Origin of the sequence: Xanthomonas sp. F10, from assembly GCF_014206815.1 — a bacterium.
Taxonomy (GTDB): Bacteria; Pseudomonadota; Gammaproteobacteria; order Xanthomonadales; family Xanthomonadaceae; genus Xanthomonas_A; species Xanthomonas_A indica.
The window spans coordinates 1,124,431-1,141,397 of the sequence record NZ_JACHNP010000001.1 but is presented as its reverse complement, the minus strand read 5'-3'; the positions used below and the strand labels follow the sequence as shown (position 1 = coordinate 1,141,397).

The 16,967-nt window shown below is 69.0% G+C and carries 14 protein-coding genes; 3 read left to right on the top strand and 11 right to left on the bottom strand.

All coding sequences use genetic code 11. The annotated features are described in order from the left end of the window. The first annotated feature begins 127 nt into the window (after positions 1-127). Entirely contained in the window at positions 128-3,931 is a 3,804-nt protein-coding gene (locus FHR56_RS05050) for a PAS domain-containing protein (RefSeq protein ID WP_237473186.1), read from the top strand. 54 nt (positions 3,932-3,985) lie between these two features. Here the strand turns inward: FHR56_RS05050 and FHR56_RS05045 are convergent, their stop codons facing one another. The 3 genes from FHR56_RS05045 to FHR56_RS05035 all read right to left on the bottom strand — a co-directional run bounded on the left by FHR56_RS05045 (position 3,986) and on the right by FHR56_RS05035 (position 8,377). Further along, a complete protein-coding gene (locus tag FHR56_RS05045) occupies positions 3,986-6,355 on the bottom strand; it encodes a Tex family protein (protein ID WP_160947266.1) in 2,370 nt (789 codons plus the stop codon). 96 nt (positions 6,356-6,451) lie between these two features. Further along, complete coding sequence (locus FHR56_RS05040) at positions 6,452-8,086, bottom strand: hybrid sensor histidine kinase/response regulator (protein ID WP_160947267.1); 1,635 nt, start codon at positions 8,084-8,086, stop codon at positions 6,452-6,454. Between the two features lie 75 nt (positions 8,087-8,161). Then, positions 8,162-8,377 carry a hypothetical protein gene (locus tag FHR56_RS05035; protein ID WP_160947268.1) on the bottom strand — a complete coding sequence of 72 codons (216 nt, stop codon included), beginning with the start codon at positions 8,375-8,377 and terminating at the stop codon, positions 8,162-8,164. Positions 8,378-8,554: 177 nt separating this feature from the next. Between FHR56_RS05035 and FHR56_RS05030 the strand changes: the two genes are divergently transcribed. Then, on the top strand, positions 8,555-9,766 hold the full coding sequence (locus FHR56_RS05030) for an FAD-dependent oxidoreductase (protein WP_160947269.1): 1,212 nt from the start codon (positions 8,555-8,557) through the stop codon (positions 9,764-9,766). A 138-nt stretch (positions 9,767-9,904) separates the two neighbouring features. On the opposite strand, the gene FHR56_RS05025 is transcribed toward FHR56_RS05030, so the two are convergent. The 5 genes from FHR56_RS05025 to FHR56_RS05005 form a co-directional block, all read right to left on the bottom strand. Further along, positions 9,905-10,360, bottom strand: coding sequence for a hypothetical protein (locus FHR56_RS05025; RefSeq protein ID WP_160947303.1), 456 nt, complete (start codon positions 10,358-10,360; stop codon positions 9,905-9,907). After that, a complete protein-coding gene (locus FHR56_RS05020; RefSeq protein WP_026144177.1) occupies positions 10,357-10,557 on the bottom strand; it encodes a PspC domain-containing protein in 201 nt (66 codons plus the stop codon). Before FHR56_RS05020 ends, FHR56_RS05025 begins: the two co-directional genes overlap by 4 nt. An 81-nt stretch (positions 10,558-10,638) precedes the next feature. Beyond that, positions 10,639-11,715: a class III poly(R)-hydroxyalkanoic acid synthase subunit PhaC gene (locus FHR56_RS05015; RefSeq protein WP_160947270.1), complete on the bottom strand. Its 1,077-nt coding sequence runs from the start codon at positions 11,713-11,715 to the stop codon at positions 10,639-10,641. Next, a complete protein-coding gene (phaE, locus tag FHR56_RS05010; RefSeq protein WP_160947271.1) occupies positions 11,712-12,830 on the bottom strand; it encodes a class III poly(R)-hydroxyalkanoic acid synthase subunit PhaE in 1,119 nt (372 codons plus the stop codon). Before phaE ends, FHR56_RS05015 begins: the two co-directional genes overlap by 4 nt. 45 nt (positions 12,831-12,875) lie before the next feature. Continuing rightward, entirely contained in the window at positions 12,876-13,490 is a 615-nt protein-coding gene (locus FHR56_RS05005; protein ID WP_017909499.1) for a CDP-alcohol phosphatidyltransferase family protein, read from the bottom strand. A gap of 143 nt (positions 13,491-13,633) precedes the next feature. Here FHR56_RS05005 and FHR56_RS05000 point away from each other — a divergent pair, with 143 nt between their 5' ends. After that, entirely contained in the window at positions 13,634-14,392 is a 759-nt protein-coding gene (locus tag FHR56_RS05000; RefSeq protein WP_160947272.1) for a 3-hydroxybutyrate dehydrogenase, read from the top strand. Positions 14,393-14,870: 478 nt separating this feature from the next. On the opposite strand, the gene FHR56_RS04995 is transcribed toward FHR56_RS05000, so the two are convergent. From FHR56_RS04995 to FHR56_RS04985, 3 genes are all read right to left on the bottom strand, one after another. Next, complete coding sequence (locus tag FHR56_RS04995) at positions 14,871-15,359, bottom strand: 8-oxo-dGTP diphosphatase (protein WP_160947273.1); 489 nt, start codon at positions 15,357-15,359, stop codon at positions 14,871-14,873. A 69-nt stretch (positions 15,360-15,428) separates the two neighbouring features. Continuing rightward, positions 15,429-15,935 (bottom strand): DUF1249 domain-containing protein, encoded by a 507-nt coding sequence (locus FHR56_RS04990; RefSeq protein WP_160947274.1) that lies wholly within the window; start codon positions 15,933-15,935, stop codon positions 15,429-15,431. A gap of 137 nt (positions 15,936-16,072) precedes the next feature. Continuing rightward, positions 16,073-16,894 (bottom strand): pyruvate, water dikinase regulatory protein, encoded by an 822-nt coding sequence (locus FHR56_RS04985; protein WP_160947275.1) that lies wholly within the window; start codon positions 16,892-16,894, stop codon positions 16,073-16,075. Positions 16,895-16,967: the final 73 nt, after the last annotated feature.

Below are 16,967 nucleotides of genomic sequence, written 5' to 3'. Positions count from 1 at the left end.
GACGATTTCGAGGGACTCCACCATCAACGCCCAGGACTGTTCGCCGCCCCCTGTCCGGTTTCCCGCCGGCAGCGCCACGGGAGCCTTGCTGCGCGCCATCGATTGGCATGAGCACGAACTGGGGCCGATGGAGCAGTGGCCGAAGAGCCTGCTCACCGCGCTGTCGATCTGCCTGAACTCGCGGTTCCCGATGGCGGTGCGCTGGGGCGAACGCCAGTTCAACCTCTACAACGACGCCTACGTGCCGATCCTCGGCCTGCGCCACCCGCAGGGTTTCGCGCGGCCGATGGAAGAGGTGTGGCCGGACGTGTGGCCGGAGGTCCGGGCACAGGCCGACCAGGTCATGGCCAGCGGCGAATCGACCTGGAACGAACATATCCCGTTGACGATGATGCGCAACGGCTACAGCGAGCAGGTGTACTTCACCTTCTCCTACAGCCCGCTGTTCGACGACGACGGCCATATCGCCGGCGTGCTGTGCGTGTGCACCGAAGACACCGCGCGGATCACCCTGGCCCGCGAACGCGATGCGCTGCTCAAGGCGTTGGACGCGCAACGCGCGCAGATGGCCGATGCCTTCGAGCAGTCGCCGGCGGCGCTGGCGATCCTGCGCGGCCCGGACTACGTGATCGAAACCGTCAACCGGCGCTACCAGCAGTTGGTCGGACCGCGCGAGGTGGTCGGCCGTCCGCTGCTCGAAGCCATTCCGGAAATCCGGCAGCAGGGCATCATTGGCCTGCTCGACAGCGTCCGCAGCAGCGGTCAGGCGTTCATCGACGAGGCGATGACCTTCCAGCTCTGCCGCACGACGCACGAAGCGACCTCGGAAACCACGCTGGAATGCGTGTATCAGCCGATGCACGATGCCGAGGGCAAGGTCAGCGGGATTCTGGTGCACGGCATCGACCGCACCGAGCAGGCGCGCGCGCAGGCGCACGACAGCTTCCTGCTGATGCTCGAGGACACGCTGCAGAACCTGCACAGCGTCGAAGCGATCTGCGAGACCGGGGCCGCCCTGCTCGGCCAGCACCTGGGCGCCAGCCGCTGCGCCTACGCGATCGTCGAGGCCGACGAGGATGCCTTCGACGTGCGCGCCGACTACGTCGATGGCGCCACGCACCTGACCGGGCGCTCGCGCTTCAGCGACTTCGGCAGCGACCTGCTGGACTGCATGCGCGAGAACCGGCCGTGGGTGGTGCAGGACACCGAGACCCACCGGCCGCCGATGCGGATGGACGATCCGAACTATCGGCGCCTGGGCATGCGCGCGGTGCTCACCGCGCCGCTGCACAAGGCCGGCCGGCTGGTCGCGGCGATCGGCGTGCACCAGACCCAGCCGCGGGTGTGGATGTCGGCCGAGATCGAGCTGGTGCGGCTGGTGGCGGCGCGCTGCTGGGAATCGATGGAACGCGCCGGCGCGCAAAGCGAACTGGCCAGCAGTGCCGCGCGGCTGCGCGAACTGGCCGATGCGATGCCGCAGATCGTCTTCACCGCCAGGCCGGACGGTCACGTCGACTACTTCAACCACCGTTGGTACGAATACACCGGGCTGCCGCTCGGCGAGGCCGGCTACGACAGCTGGCGTCATGTCCATACCGAGGAAGGCCTGGCGCGAGTGATGGAGGCGTGGCCGGAGGCGCTGCGCAGCGGCAAGCCGTACGAGATCGAGTATCCGCTGCGCCGCCACGACGGCGAGTACCGCTGGCATCTCGGCCGCGCCCTGCCGATCCGCGACGACAGCGGCCGCATCGTGCGCTGGATCGGCACCAATACCGACATCCACGACCGCCGCCTGGTCGAACAGCGCCTGCAGGAAAGCGAACTGCGCTTCCGCCAGCTGTGCGACAACGCGCCGGTGATGATCTGGATGTCCAATGCCGACGGCGACTGCGAATACGTCAGCCGCCAGTGGTATCTGTTCACCGGGCAGAGCGAGCAGGAGGCGATGGGCAGCGGTTGGCAGGAAAAGATCCATGCCGACGACCTGGCCGCCATCGGCCGCACCTTGGCGCGCGCCTGCGCCGACCGGCGCGGCTACACCATTGAGTACCGCCTGCGCCGCCATGATGGCGAGTATCGCTGGTGCGTGGACACCGCCACGCCGCGCTTCAGTTCGTCGGGGCAGTTCCTCGGCTTCATCGGCTCGCTGCTGGACATCGCCGAGCGCAAACGCATCGAGAACGCCACCACCGCCGAGCGCGCCGCGCTGGAGATGATCACCACTGGCAAGCCGCTCAACGCGGTGCTGGAGGCGATCGCGCGCGGCATCGAGTCGCAGAGCGATGTCGGCTTGCGCTGCACCATCATGCTGGTGGACGAGCATCGCCAGTGCCTGCTGGAAGGGGCGGCGCCGAGCATGCCGCCCGCCTTCCGCAAGGCGGTGCAGCGCCTGCCGATCGGTCCCAACACCGGTTGCTGCGGACGCGCCGCCTACCTGCGCCGGCAGGTGCTGTGCAGCGATGTGCGGGTGAATCCGCATTGGCAAGCCTACCTGGCCACCGCCCTGGAAGCGGACATCATCGCCTGCTGCTCGACGCCGATCCTGGCCAGCGACGGCGAAGTGCTGGGCGTGGTCGCGCTGTACTACCCGTTCGTGCACTACCCCAATCCGCACGAACAGGATCTGGCGCGCTCGGCGTCGCACCTGGCCGGCATCATCATCGAGCGCCGCGGCACCGACCTGCGCCTGCAACAGTTGCTCGCCGCCGAGCAGAGCGCGCGCAGCGAGGCCGAGCGCGCCAGCCGCATGAAGGACGAATTCCTGGCCACGCTCAGCCATGAGTTGCGCACGCCGCTCAACGCGATCCTCGGCTGGTCGCGGCTGATGCAGGACGAGACGGTGCGCGAGAAGGACCTGGTCAGAGGCCTGGAAGTCATCGAACGCAGCGCCCACTCGCAGGCGCAGATCATCGATGACCTGCTGGACATGAGCGCCATCCTGTCCGGCAAGGTGCACCTGGAGCCGGACGAGTTGGACCTGCGCGCATTGCTGGCCGAGACCATCGATGCGGCCCGTCCCGGCGCGCAGAACAAGGGCATCGACATCGTGCTGGTCGCCGACGACGCCACCGCCCTGCCCTACCTGGGCGATGCGGTGCGGCTGCAGCAGGTGCTGACCAACCTGATCGGCAATGCGATCAAGTTCACCCCCAGCGCCGGCACCGTCACGGTGACCCTGGACAGCACCAGTACCCACGTGCGCATCGCCATCGGCGATACCGGCATCGGCATCGACCCGGTGTTCCTGCCGCACGTGTTCGACCGCTTCCGCCAGGCCGATGCGAGCAGCACGCGCAGTGCCGGCGGCCTCGGCCTGGGCCTGGCGATCGCCAAGCAGCTGGCCGAACTGCACCAGGGGCAGTTGTCGGTCAGCAGCGACGGTGTCGGTCTCGGCGCGACCTTCACCCTGCTGCTGCCGCGCAACGACCTGCACGGCCTGGACGCGATCCGCCGCGGCGACGACGCGGCGATGCCCGGCGGCGTGCTGCGACGCGGCGGCATCCGCCTGGACGGCGTACGCGTGCTGGTGGTGGACGACGACATGGATTCGCGCGGCGTCACCCAGCGCTTCCTGCAGGAAGCCGGCGCCGTGGTCGAGACCGCGGTCTGCGCCGACGATGCCGAGGCGCTGCTGCGCGAGCGGCCGTATGCCCTGCTGGTCAGCGACGTGGGCATGCCACGCCGCGACGGCCACAGCCTGATCCGCAGCGTGCGCGCCCGCGGCGCTGGCGCAGCCAGCCGCATCCCGGCCATCGCGCTGACTGCCTACGTGCGCAGCGAGGATCGCGCGCTGGCCCTGGAAGCCGGCTTCGATGCACACCTGGGCAAGCCGGTGGATCCGGTCAAGTTGCTCGGACTGGCCGCATCGCTGGTGGCACCGCCGCCGGCCACGCTCGCCACCGACCAAAGTTCGCGCGCCGAACCAGCCTGATCCGGCGCGGGTGCACGACCGCATTGCGGTCGCGCCGGCCTTCCTCCTGCAACCTCAGCCGCGTTTGGCGCGGGCGAACGCGTCGGCCAGCGCACTGTTCACCGGCGCTGCCACCGTCGTGGCCGGACGCGGCCTGGCGTTGCCGCCGCCGGAGTTGCCGCGCCCGTCGCGCTCGCGCCGCGGCGGGCCACCGGCACCCCGCGCGCCGCTGTCGCGCTCGGTCGGACGCGCCGGTGCCGGCGCGTCGTCCAGGCGCCGGGTCAGCGCGATGCGCTTGCGCGCCACGTCGACCTCCAGCACCTTGACCTTGACGATGTCGCCGGCCTTGACCACGTCGCGCGGATCCTTGACGTAGCTGTCCGAGAGCGCGGAGATGTGCACCAGGCCGTCCTGGTGCACGCCGATGTCGACGAACGCGCCGAAGGCGGCGACGTTGCTGACCACACCCTCCAGCACCATGCCCGGCTTGAGGTCCTTGATGTCTTCCACGCCCTCGGCAAAACGCGCGGCCTTGAACTCCGGACGCGGGTCGCGGCCGGGCTTTTCCAGTTCCTTGAGGATGTCGCGCACGGTCGGCAGGCCGAACTTCTCGTCGGTGAACTGGTCCGGCTTAAGCCCGCGCAGGAAGCCGCCGTCGCCGATCAGCGCCTTGATCGGCTTGCCGGTGGCGCCGACGATGCGCTCCACCACCGGGTAGGCTTCCGGGTGCACCGCCGAGGCGTCCAGCGGTTCCTCGCCATCGGCGATACGCAGGAAGCCGGCGCACTGCTCGAAGGTCTTCTCGCCCAGCCGCGGCACCTTGAGCAGATCCTTGCGGCGCTTGAACGGGCCGTTGTCGTCGCGGTGCCGCACGATGTTCTCGGCCACGCTCGACGACAGCCCGGACACGCGCGACAGCAGCGCCGCCGAGGCGGTATTGACGTACACGCCGACCGCGTTCACGCAGTCCTCCACGCGCGCGTCCAGCGCTCGCGCCAGGCGGTACTGGTCGACGTCGTGCTGGTACTGGCCCACGCCGATGGCCTTGGGCTCGATCTTGACCAGCTCCGCCAGCGGATCCTGCAGGCGCCGCGCGATCGACACCGCACCGCGCAGCGACACGTCGAGCTGCGGGAACTCCTTGGCGGCGAATTCGGAAGCCGAATACACCGAGGCGCCGGCCTCGCTGACCACGATCTTCTCCAGCTTCAGCTGCGGGTTCTGCTTGATCAGGTCCGCGGCCAGCTTGTCGGTCTCGCGGCTGGCGGTGCCGTTGCCGATCGCGATCAGTTCCACGCCGTGCTGCGTGCACAGCTGCCGCAGCGTGTGCAGCGACTGGTCCCATTGCCGGCGCGGCTCGTGCGGGTAGATGGTGTCGGTCGCCAGCAGCTTGCCGGTGGCGTCGACCACCGCGACCTTGCAGCCGGTGCGGATGCCGGGGTCCAGGCCCAGGGTCACGCGCGGCCCCGCCGGCGCCGCCAGCATCAGGTCCTGCAGATTGTCGCCGAACACCGCGATCGCCTCGGCCTCGGCCTTTTCGCGGGCCTGGTTGAACAGGTCCAGCAGCAGGTGCATGTGCAGCTTGGCGCGCCAGGTCATGCGGCAGGCATCCAGCAGCCAGCGGTCGCCGGGGCGGCCCTGGTTGGCGATACCGGCGCGCAGCGCGACGCGGCCCTCGGCGTACTGGTGGCCGGCCTCGGCCTCGCTGCCCGGATCCAGTTCCAGGTACACGATCTCCTCGCGGCGCGCGCGGAACAGCGCCAGCAACCGGTGCGAGGGAATCTTGGCCAGCGCTTCGGCATGATCGAAGTAGTCGCGGTACTTCGCGCCTTCCTGCTCCTTGCCCTCGGCCACGCGGGCGCGGATCACCCCGACCTCGCCCAGCCAGCTGCGCAATTCGCCGACCAGCGCGGCGTCTTCGCCCCAGCGCTCCATCAGGATCGCGCGCGCGCCTTCCAACGCGGCCTTGACGTCGGCCACGCCCTTGTCGGCATCGACGAAGCTGGCGGCGAAGGTCTCCGGCACCAGGCCCGGATCGGCCAGCAGGCCGTCGGCCAGCGGCTCCAGCCCCGCTTCGCGGGCGATCTGCGCACGGGTGCGGCGCTTGGGCTTGTACGGCAGGTATAGATCTTCCAGCCGCGACTTGGTGTCGGCGGCGACGATCTCCGCGCGCAGCTCGTCGCTGAGCTTGCCCTGCTCGGCGATGCTCGCCAGCACCGCGGCGCGGCGCTCTTCCAGTTCGCGCAGATAGGTCAGGCGCACTTCCAGGTTGCGCAACTGGGTGTCGTCCAGCCCGCCGGTGACTTCCTTGCGGTAGCGCGCGATGAACGGGACGCTGGCGCCCTCGTCGAGCAGGGCGATGGCGGCACGCGCCTGCGCCGGCTGCGCGCCGATCTCGGCGGCGATGGTGTGGGCGATCTGCTGGGCGAGCTGAGTGTCGTGCATTGCGTCCGGCCGAAGCCGCCTTGCGGAAAACCCGCATTTTCGCAGTGCACGCGCCGTCGGGGAACCCGTTGACAGGCGCGCGCCGACCTGGCCGCGTCAGCTCACCCCGTTGGGGCCGTCCAGCACCATGCGCACCTTGCGGGTGAGCTCCTGGCGGTTGTAGGGCTTGGCCAAGACGTCGAACTCGTTGCCGCCAGCGTCGGTGCGCTCGATCGAGGATTCGGCGTAGCCAGTGGTCAGCAGCACCTTGATCTTGGGCCGGCGCCGCCGCGCCTCGCGCGCCAGCATCACCCCGTTGAGGCCGCCCGGCATGATCAGATCCGAATACAGCAGGTCCACGTGCACGCCGGTATCGAGCAACTCCAGCGCCTCGCGGGCGTTGTAGACCACGTGCGTGGCATAGCCCTGGTCCTCCAGGAACAGCCGCGCCAGCTCGGCGATGTCCGGGCGGTCCTCGACGATCAGGATGGTCTCGTCGCCCTGGCGGTCGAACGGACGGCGCGTGCGCGAATCGCGCGGCGCCATGTTCTCGACGTTGTCGTCGATCGGGAAGTACAGGCGCACGGTGGTGCCGTGGCCCTCCTCCGAATACAGGCGTACCGCGCCGCCGGATTGCTTGGCGAAGCCGTACACCATCGACAGGCCCAGGCCGGTGCCCTTGCCTTCTTCCTTGGTGGTGAAGAACGGATCCAGCACCCGCGCCAGTACCTCCGGCGGCATGCCGCTGCCGTTGTCGGTGATCGACACGCAGACGTAGTGACCGGGCAGCAGGTTGTCGTAGGTGGTGGGTTCGTCGGCGCGCACCGACACGTTGCGGGTCTGGATCACCAGGCGCGGCGACGCCTGGTCGGCCATGGCGTCGCGGGCGTTGATCAGGATGTTCAGCAGCGCCACTTCGGCCTGGGTCGGGTCGATCCGGCAGTTGCGCAGGTCCGGCGCCAGTTCCAGCGAGAACGCGATGCCGTCGCCCAGCGTGCGCTCGGCCACATCGCTCATGCCGGCCACCAGGGCATTGAGGTTGAGTACCCGCCCTTCCAGCTTCTGCTTGCGCGCGAACGCCAGCAACTGCTGGGTCAGGCGCGCGGCCTGGCCCGCGGCGTCGCGCGCGCGCTCCACGCTCTTGCGCAGCAGCAACGGGTTCAGCGGATCGCTCTCGACCGCATGTTCGATCAGTTCCAGGTACCCGGACATGACCTGCAGCAGATTGTTGAAGTCGTGCGCGATGCCGCCGGTGAGCTGGCCCAGCGCTTCCATCTTCTGCGCCTGGCGCAGCGCGTCCTCGGCGTCGCGGCGGCGGCTGACATCCAGTTGCGACCCGAAGAAGTAGACCAGTTCGCCGCGATCGTCGTAGACCGGGGAGATGTACAGCGCGTTCCAGAAACTGGAACCGTCCTTGCGGTAGTTGAGGATCTCCACCGCCACTTCGTCGTGCGTGGTGATCGCATCGCGCACACTGCGCACCGTCTCGCGGTCGGTGTCCGGCCCCTGCAGGAAGCGGCAGTTGTTGCCGATCAGCTCATCGCGGCTGTACCCGGTCATCTCCAGGAACGCGCGATTGACGAAAATGATCGGGTTGTCCGGCTGCCGCGGATCGGTCACGATCATCGGCATGCGCGTGGTCTGCACCGCAGCGAAGAAGATATCGCTGCGTTGGTTGGACATGTCGGTGGGTGCGTTCGGGTCGACGGTCGTCGGCGGCGCCGGGCTGTTACTGGTTTCTGGTGCGGGCATGGTCGATGGCAGGTCGGTGCGAACCGTCGCTGGCCCGCCTAGGCGGGCGGCCACACCGGGGTTCGCACGCCGGCGTCAACGCGAATAATACCTGTGCAGCCGTTCCACGACGATCTCGTCCTGCAGCGATTCCAGCGCCATGATCCGCACCTGCCGATCGCTCACCGCCAGCACGCGCTCGACATAGATCTCCGGGCCTGCCTCGGTTTCCTTCATGGACTTGCGGAAACCGTAGGGCACCACGCCCTTCTCTCCGTCCTTGCTGCCACCGATGTACAGAACGACCGACATGACGCTTCCTCTACAGGGAATTCGTGGAACTGGCGCGCACCATACACAGCGCCATGTGAGGGACTTCTGCACCGAGGTTAATCGCGGCTGTTTGCCCCAAGGTGACGCCTGCGCCGCCTCACGCGGACTTAACCGGGCCTGCGCGTAAGTCGCACATCCTTTCTGCGCCGGGTCGTCATGGATCTTAAAAGCGGCTATCCCTTCTGGTCGGTCCGCAACGGGCTGATGCAGAGTTTTCCGCAACTGCGCGACGACGTGCGCTGCGATGTCGCCGTCGTTGGCGGCGGTATTACCGGCGCGTTGATCGCCGAGGAGCTGAGCACCCACGGGCATGCCGTGACGGTCCTGGAGCAGCGCGACATCGGCTGGGGCAGCACCGCGGCCAGCACCGCCCTGCTGCAGTACGAGATCGACACCCACCTGATCGACCTGGCCAAGCGCTATGGCGAACCCGCCGCCGCGCTGGCCTACGGTGCCTGCGCGCAGGCGCTGGAGCAATTGCGCGACCTGGTGCGGCCGCTGCGCGACGTCGACTTCTCCCGCAACGACAGCCTCTACTACGCCAGCAAACGCCGGCACGTGCGGGTGCTGCAGGAAGAGCTGGAGGTACGCGCGCGGCACGGCCTGAACGTGGAATGGCTGGACGCGCGGGCGCTGGACACCGACTACGGCATCCAGGCGCACGGCGCGATTCTCAGCCACCAGGCGGCGCGGGTGGATCCGTACCGCCTCACCTACCGTCTGCTCGGCCGGGCGTTCCGGCGCGGCGTCGGCGTCTACGACCGCACCCGCATCGCGCGGATCGTGGTCAATGGCCGCGGCGTGACCCTGCGCACCGACCAGGGCGCGCAGGTGCGCGCCGGCCACGTGGTGATGGCCGCCGGCTACGCCAATCAGCACTGGCTGGACCAGCGCGTGGCGCGCAACCGCAGCAGCTATGCCTTCGTCAGCGACCCGCTGGATCCGTCCGCGCTCGGCCCGCTGCACGACACCATGGTCTGGGAGAGCGCGCGGCCGTATCTGTACCTGCGCAGCACCGGCAACGGCCGCATCGTCGCCGGCGGCGAGGACGACAGCGTCGACGTGCCCGCGCGACGCGATGCGCGCGTGGACAGCAAGGCACGCACGCTCTCGCGCAAGATCGCCAAGGCGATCCCGGGGCTGGAGCTGCAGCCGACCTTCGCCTGGGCCGGCACCTTCGCCGAGACCGAAGACGGCCTGCCATTCTTCGGCCCGCATCCGCAGCACGGCCCGCGCGTGCAGTTCGCCATGGCCTACGGCGGCAACGGCATCACCTACAGCATGATCGGCGCCGGCCTGCTGCGCGCGCAGATCGAGCGGCACGCACACCCGCTCAAGCGCCTGTTCGGTTTTTCACGACTGGATTGACGGCAGCCATTCGCAAGGACGTGGGTCGCTCGTAGGAGCGGCTTCAGCCGCGAGCAGGCATTGCCAGGAACGCCCGTCGCGGCTGAAGCCGCTCCTACGCGATGACCTCGTGCATGGCCAAAGCAGCGGTTTGCGCACTCAGCCCGTGCCCGGCCACCAGCCGCGACCGTACAGCGCGTAGCGATCGGCAGCCCGCTCCAGGGGATTGCGCACGCTGACCCCACCGCAGGCCAGGTACACCGGCAGGAACAGCGGCCCCAGCAGCATGTACTGCAGCACGTGCGCACGTTCGTGGTCGCCGAGCCGCACCGCCGGATGCCGGCAGCGACCGGCGGCGTGCTCGTAGGTGGCGCAGGCCACGTCCAGATCGTCGGCGCTGAGCAGGATCACGTTGCCCAGCGTCATCGCCCCACGCGGCCGCAACGGCACCCGTTCGAACACCAGCGCCAGTTCACGGCGGCTGAAACGCAAGCGCGCACCGAAGGCCAGCGCGATGACCCCGGCAAGTACACCAAGCAAGGTATTGGGCGAAGTCCACAGGGCGCCGACGGCGATGCCGGCACGGCGCCAGGCCAGCGGCAGCGGCCGCTTCAGTCGGCTTCGTTGGGAATCAGCAGCCACAGGATCAGGTAGACCAGGATGCCGGGGAACGCGGCCGAGACGATCGACCCGACCACGTACAGCACCCGCAGCAGGGTCGCATTCCAGCCGAAGCGGTGGGCGATGCCGCCCATCACGCCCGCGATCATGCGGTCGTTCAACGAGCGCGACAGCGAACGGGGTTGCGACATGGCGGCGGCTCCAGCAACGGCGGCGCCCCACTCTACCCGCGCCGACGCGGATCCCGCGTGACGGCGCGATGGGGCCAGCGCTCAGTGTCCGCCATCGCGCTCGGCCAGCCAGCGGTGCAGTGCCGCCGGTACTTCGCGCTGGGCGCGGCCGGAGACATAGATACCGATGTGGCCGCCGCGGAAACTCAGTTCGGCATAGTCGCGGCTGCCGACCACACCGCGCAGCGCCCGCGACGCGTCCGGCGGCACCAGGTGGTCCTGCTCGGCATAGACATTGAGCACCGGCATGGTGACCCGGCCCAGGTCCACGGTGTGGGTGCCGATGCGCGCGCGCCCGTGCATCAGCGCGTTGTCCTGGTAGAACTGCTTGACGAACTCGCGGAAGGTCTCGCCGGCCAGGTCCGGCGAATCGAAGATCCATTTCTCCATGCGCAGGAAATCCTCCAGCGCCCGCGGATCGTCGAGGATGTCGAGCAGGCCCACGTATTTCTGCAGGTTCAGCCGGAACGGCTTGAGCATCAGGTAGCTGACGTTCATCAGGTCCGCCGGCACGTTGCCCAGCGTGTCCACGAACAGGTCGACGTCGACCTGCCGCGCCCAGTTGGACAGCATGTTGTCCGGGGTGTGGAAATCCACCGGCGTGACCATGGTGACCAGGTTGCGCACCTTCTCCGGCTGCAGCGCGGAGTAGCACAGCGAGAACGTGCCGCCCTGGCAGATCCCGAGCATGTTGACCGGCGCGCCGTCGCCGGCCGCGCGCAGGTGGTCCACCGCGCCATCGATGTAGCGCAGCAGGTAGTCCTCCAGCGTCAGGTAGCGCTCGGAGCGGTCCGGGTAGCCCCAGTCCAGCACATAGACGTCCTCGCCCAGCGCCAGCAGGCCCTGCACCAGCGAGCGGTCCGCCTGCAGGTCGACCATGTACGGGCGATTGACCAGGGCATAGACGATCAGCAGCGGCACCTTGGCGGTGGGCGGGCGTTCGCCGACGAAGCGATACAGCACCACCTTGCCGTCGCGCCACACCTCCTGGCGCGCGGTGGCGCCGTAGTCCACCGCGTCCAGGCCCGGCAGCACGCGCAGGCCTTCGAGCAGCTTGCGCTGCAGCTCCAGGGTTTCCTGGACCAGATCATCGCTGCTGAAACTCAACGGCCCTTTCATGAACGACTCCGACGCGCGGCGGGCGCGGCCCCGGCGCGGCGCGGCGTGGCGGCCAGCGCAGCCTTGGCTTTGGATTTGGATTTGGCTTTGGATGCGGTCGCCGCGGTCTTGGCAGCGGGCGCGCCGGCGGCCGTGTTCCTGGTCTTTTTCCTTGGCGAGGTCGGCGTGGCCGCGGCCGGTGCGGGCGTCACGGCCGGACCGGCGGTCGCACCCTGCCCGTCGCCGCGCTCCAAGCGCCGCAGCCGCCGCTCCAGCTCGGCGATGCGCCGATGCGCGGCATCCAGTTCCGTGCGCGTCGGCAGGCCCACCTGCTCGCAGACCTGCTCGGTCTCGCGCTGCAGCAAGGCGCGCAGGCGCATCTGCGCATTGGCGACGTCGGCGTAGACCTGGCGGAACTCCGGCGACAGCGCGGCCGCCGCATAGGCCTCCTCGGCCGCATCGATCCACAGATCGAACATCGCCCGCGCGTTGGTCAGTTGCCGGCCCGGATCCTCGTGCGCGCGCAGCTTCTCCTCGAACAGGCCGAAGGCGCGGTCGATGGCGCCCTGCAGCAGTCCCAGGTAGGCCTGCAACTGCGCCTGGTAGTCCTGCTGCGCCTTGGCCAGCGCCTGCCAGCGCGCCTGGTGGTTGCGCGCCGGGCCGAACCCGGGCATCTGCAGCCACGGCCCGCTGTCGCGCTGCAGGCCCTGCAGCCACTGCGCCGCCTGCTGCAACCAGGGGTCGATCCCGGCCTGGCCGGTGCCGCGCACCGCGCCCAGCAGCCACTGCAGCAACTGCTCGCGCTGGCCCTGCACCTGGCGTTTCCAGGCCTCGGCGACGTCGGCGCTGCTGGCGTCGCGGCCGGCGAACTGCGCGGCCACCTGCTGCATCGCGCCGAGCCAGTCGCCGGCATGCTGCTGGAACTGCGCCACTGCGTCCTCGGCCTGCGGCGCGCTGCCGCGCGGCAGCCACTGGCTCCAGGCCGCGATCGCCTCGCGCCAGGAGCCGGTACCGTCGCCGGCCGCGGCGGACGCGGGGGCCGGGGCGCCCTGGCGCAACGCGGCGCTCCAGGCCTCCCAGTACTGCCGCGTCATCGCCTCGAAATCGCCGGCGCCACCGCCGCCGCTAGCCTTCATCGCCACTCTCCCGAACTGGCCCGCGATGATAGCAACCCGCTGCGATCAGGGCTTGGGGATGCGCAGCGTCTTGCTGATCATCAGCGAGCCGGACAGCGCGAACAGCAGCGCCAGCGGGTGCAGCAGCCACGGTCCCAGCCGCCACTCGCCCCACCACAAGGCGTCGCCGATGTGGCCCAGGTGCGCGGCGATCGCCAGCACGATGACCAGCCCCAGGCTGCTCGGGATCGGCGTGCCCTCGAAGTACGGCACCTTGTCGCCGTCGCCGGCGATCTGCTCGGCGGTGACGTTGTAGCGGGCCAGGCGGCTGACCCCGCAGCAGACGAAGAAACTCAGCACCAGCCAGTCCCAACCGCCCTGCATGCCGCAGGCGTAGGCCAGCGCGGCCGGGGCCACGCCGAAGGAGATCACGTCGGCCAGCGAATCCAGCTCGCGGCCCAGCGTCGAGGACGACTTGCGCCACCGCGCCACCCGGCCGTCGAGCGCGTCGAACACGAACGCCAGCGGGATCAATGCCATGCCGAACAGCAGGTCGCTGCGGCGGCCGTCCTGCAGGAAGCGCATTGCCGCGAACACCGCACCGGTGCCGCAGAAGGCATTGGCCAGGGTGAACCAGTCGGCCAGCTGGAATTCGCGCAGCATGGAGAAGTGGCGTTTCATCGGCATAACGTGGCGGATCCGGCGTGAGCGGCGAGCGACGGCACAGGGTAGCGTGGCGCCGCCGCACTGGCGAGCGGCCCGCTGCCGGGGCGCGCGGTGCGCTGCTACGCTGATCGCCCCCACTTTCGCGCAGGTATTGCCCCATGCAGACCGTCCTGATCACCGGTGCCGCCAGCGGCATCGGCGCCGGCATCGCCCACGAGTTGGCGGCCGGCGGCCGCCACATCGTCGTCAGCGACCTCGACCTGGCTGCCGCCGAGGCGGTCGCCGCGCAGCTGCGCCAGGTTGGCGGCTCGGCAGAAGCGGTGGCGCTGGACGTGGCCAGCGCCGACAGCATCCAGGCCGCGCTTGCCGCGCTGAGCCGGCCGGTCGACGTGCTGGTCAACAACGCCGGGCTGCAACACGTGGCGCCGCTGCAGGAGTTCCCGATGGAGAAGTGGGGCCTGCTGGTGGAGGTGATGCTCACCGGCGTGGCGCGGCTGACCCAGGCGGTGCTGCCGGGCATGCGCGAACGCGGCTTCGGCCGCATCGTCAATATCGGCAGCATCCATTCGCTGGTCGCCAGCCCCTACAAGAGTGCCTATGTCGCCGCCAAGCACGGCCTGGTCGGCTTCTCCAAGGTCATCGCACTGGAGACCGCCGATACCGACATCACCATCAACACGCTCTGCCCCAGCTACGTGAAGACGCCGCTGGTGGACAGGCAGATCGCCGACCAGGCCCGCACCCGCGGCATCTCCGAAGCCGACGTGATCGCCCAGGTGATGCTCAAGCCGATGCCCAAGGGCGTGTTCATCGCCTACGACGAACTGGCCGGCTGCGTGGCATTCCTGGCCTCGCCGGCGGCACGCAACATCACCGCGCAGACCATCGCCATCGACGGCGGCTGGACCGCGCAGTAGCGCTGCGACGCGCACGCACGTGCGACGACGCGGGCGCGCGATCGACGCTGGCGAATTTTTCGCCAGCGCGGCGGCGGCCGTTGTGGCACAACGCCACCGGTCCCTTATCCACAGCGTTCGTGCGATTTCATCCACACCGGCTGTGGAGAAGTGCGACCCGGACTGCTGAAATTTTCACCACCCGGCAAAATCGGGCAGGCATTTCAGCGACTTGCCACGCTTGCCCACAGGCTTGTGCAGGAACGATCCACAGCTGCTGTGGACAAGCCGGAGGCGAGAGAGATGAGGCTGTTCCTTCTCCTGTCGGGGGAAGGTGGCCCGAAGGGCCGGATGAGGGTACGGCGGAGCCTGACGCAACAAAACTCCGCGAATCGCTTTCGCGCCGCACCCTTGTCCCACCCCACCCAAACCCCGCGGGTCGCTTTCGCGCCGTACCCTCACCCCAACGCCTCTCCCGGCGGGAGAGGGGCTTTAAGTGTCAGACCCGCGAATAGCGCCAGGACTGCATGCGTCCGTCGCGGTACGGCATGACCCCATGGAACGGGCGCGGGTCGCCATCGAACACCAGCGGCAGGAAGTGGCGGTCGCCCTCCCACATCGGCAGCGTGTCCATCTGCGCGATCGGCACCCAGGCCAGCGCGCCCTCGGCGTTCTCGGCGAACGGTTCGCCGCTGTAGGCCTCGATCAGGAACACGAAGCCCAGCCAGTCCTCGCCGTGCTTGCCGAACCCCGGCCAACTGATGGTGCCGCGCAACTGCAGCGCCTCGCAGGTGATGCCGGCTTCCTCCAGGATCTCGCGGCGCATGCCGGCCAGCACGTCCTCGTCTGCCTCCAGCTTGCCGCCCAGGCCGTTGTACTTGCCCAGGTGATGGTCGCCGGGCCGGGCGTTGCGGTGGACCAGCAGCACCTGGCTGCGGTCGGGCGAGAGCACGTAGCCCAAGGTGGCGACAATGGGGGTGTAAGGCATGCGGCGACGGCAGGTGGCAACGGGCGCGCAGTATGCCGTATCCGCGCGGCCGCCTGGTCTATCCGGAGGCTAGACGGCGGGCGTCGCCGCGTCCTGCGAGGCGCGCGGCAGCGGCGGCGCCGGCCGCAGCGTGGCCACGCCATGGCCGCGCTCGGCCAGGTATTCCAGCCATTTGCCGAGGAAGGTGTTCATGCGCATGCGGTGGCTGATCAGTTCCGCCGGCGGCGGGTACAGCCCCATCACGTCCTGCCAGCGGCGGCCGACATAGCAATGGGTGGTCTCGGCCTGGCGCGCGTCCAGGTACAGGCGCACATAGGCCGAGGGGTCCGGCTCGCCCGTCAGCGGATCGCACAGGTCGTAGGTCAGGCGCAGTTCGACGGTGTAGCGATGGCGCTCGATCACGTCCAGGCGCAGGTCCAGGCCGTCGCCGATGCTGGAGACGTAGCTGCCGGCGGCCAGATCGGCCGGCACGAACAAACGGTTCAGGTGCAGGTAGTTCTCGGCGTACAGCCCCATCAGCCAGCCGAAACGGCTGAGCCGGGGGATGCGTTCGCTGCGGGTCAGGGCGTGCTGCATGGACCGATCCTACACGCTGGATCGCGCCGGCGGCAGCATTGACGGATCGATGCCGTGGGCCTACCGTGGAACTCCGTGCGGCGACGTGCGGAAATGCCATTGCCGCCGGGAGCGGCCCCGCCCGTCGCCCTGCCCGTTCAGAACATCTCGCGCTGCAGTCCCAGCGTCGCCAGCACCTTGCTGGAAATCTCCTCGATCGAGGTATGCGTGGTGCTCAGCGTCGGAATCCGTTCCATGCGGAACATGGTTTCGGCCGCCGCCACTTCGCGTCGGCAGGTCTCCGCATTGGAGTAACGCGAATTCGGCCGCCGCTCCTGGCGGATCTGCTGCAGCCGCTCCGGATCGATGGTCAGCCCGAACAGCTTGTTGCGGTAAGGCCGCAGCCGCGGCGGCAGCCGATCGCTCTCCAGGTCCTCGTCGGTCAACGGATAGTTGGCCGCGCGTACGCCGTAGTGCAGCGCCAGGTAGATGCAGGTCGGCGTCTTGCCCGCGCGCGAGACGGCCACCAGGATCACGTCGGCCTCGTCGTAGGTGAGCGCGATGCCGTCGTCGTGCGCCAGCGCGAAGTTCATCGCGTTGATGCGGCGGTGGTAGGTCTCGAAATCGACCAGGCCGTGCGCCTGCCCCACTCGCGAGTGCCGCGGCGCGTTCAATTCGCGCTCCAGCGGCTCGATGAAGGGCGCGAACACGTCGAGCATCAACGCACCGCTTTCGGCCAGCAGCATACTCAACTGCGGATCGACGCAGGAGTTGACCACGATCGGCCGAACCTGGTACCGCTCGCCCGCGGCATGGATGCGTTGCGCCGCATCGCGGGCTTTTTCCGGATCGTCTACGAACGACATGCGGTCGGTGACGAAGCTGAAACCGCTGAACTGGGTGAGCAGGCTATGCCCAATGGTTTCAGCGGTGATACCGGTTCCATCGGACACGTAGAACACCGGTCTGATCGTCGACATTGCCTGCATTCTCCTGGCTGAAACCCAACGGATACGCCCGCTTCGCTTGTGCCGGCTCGGGTACGCACTGCAT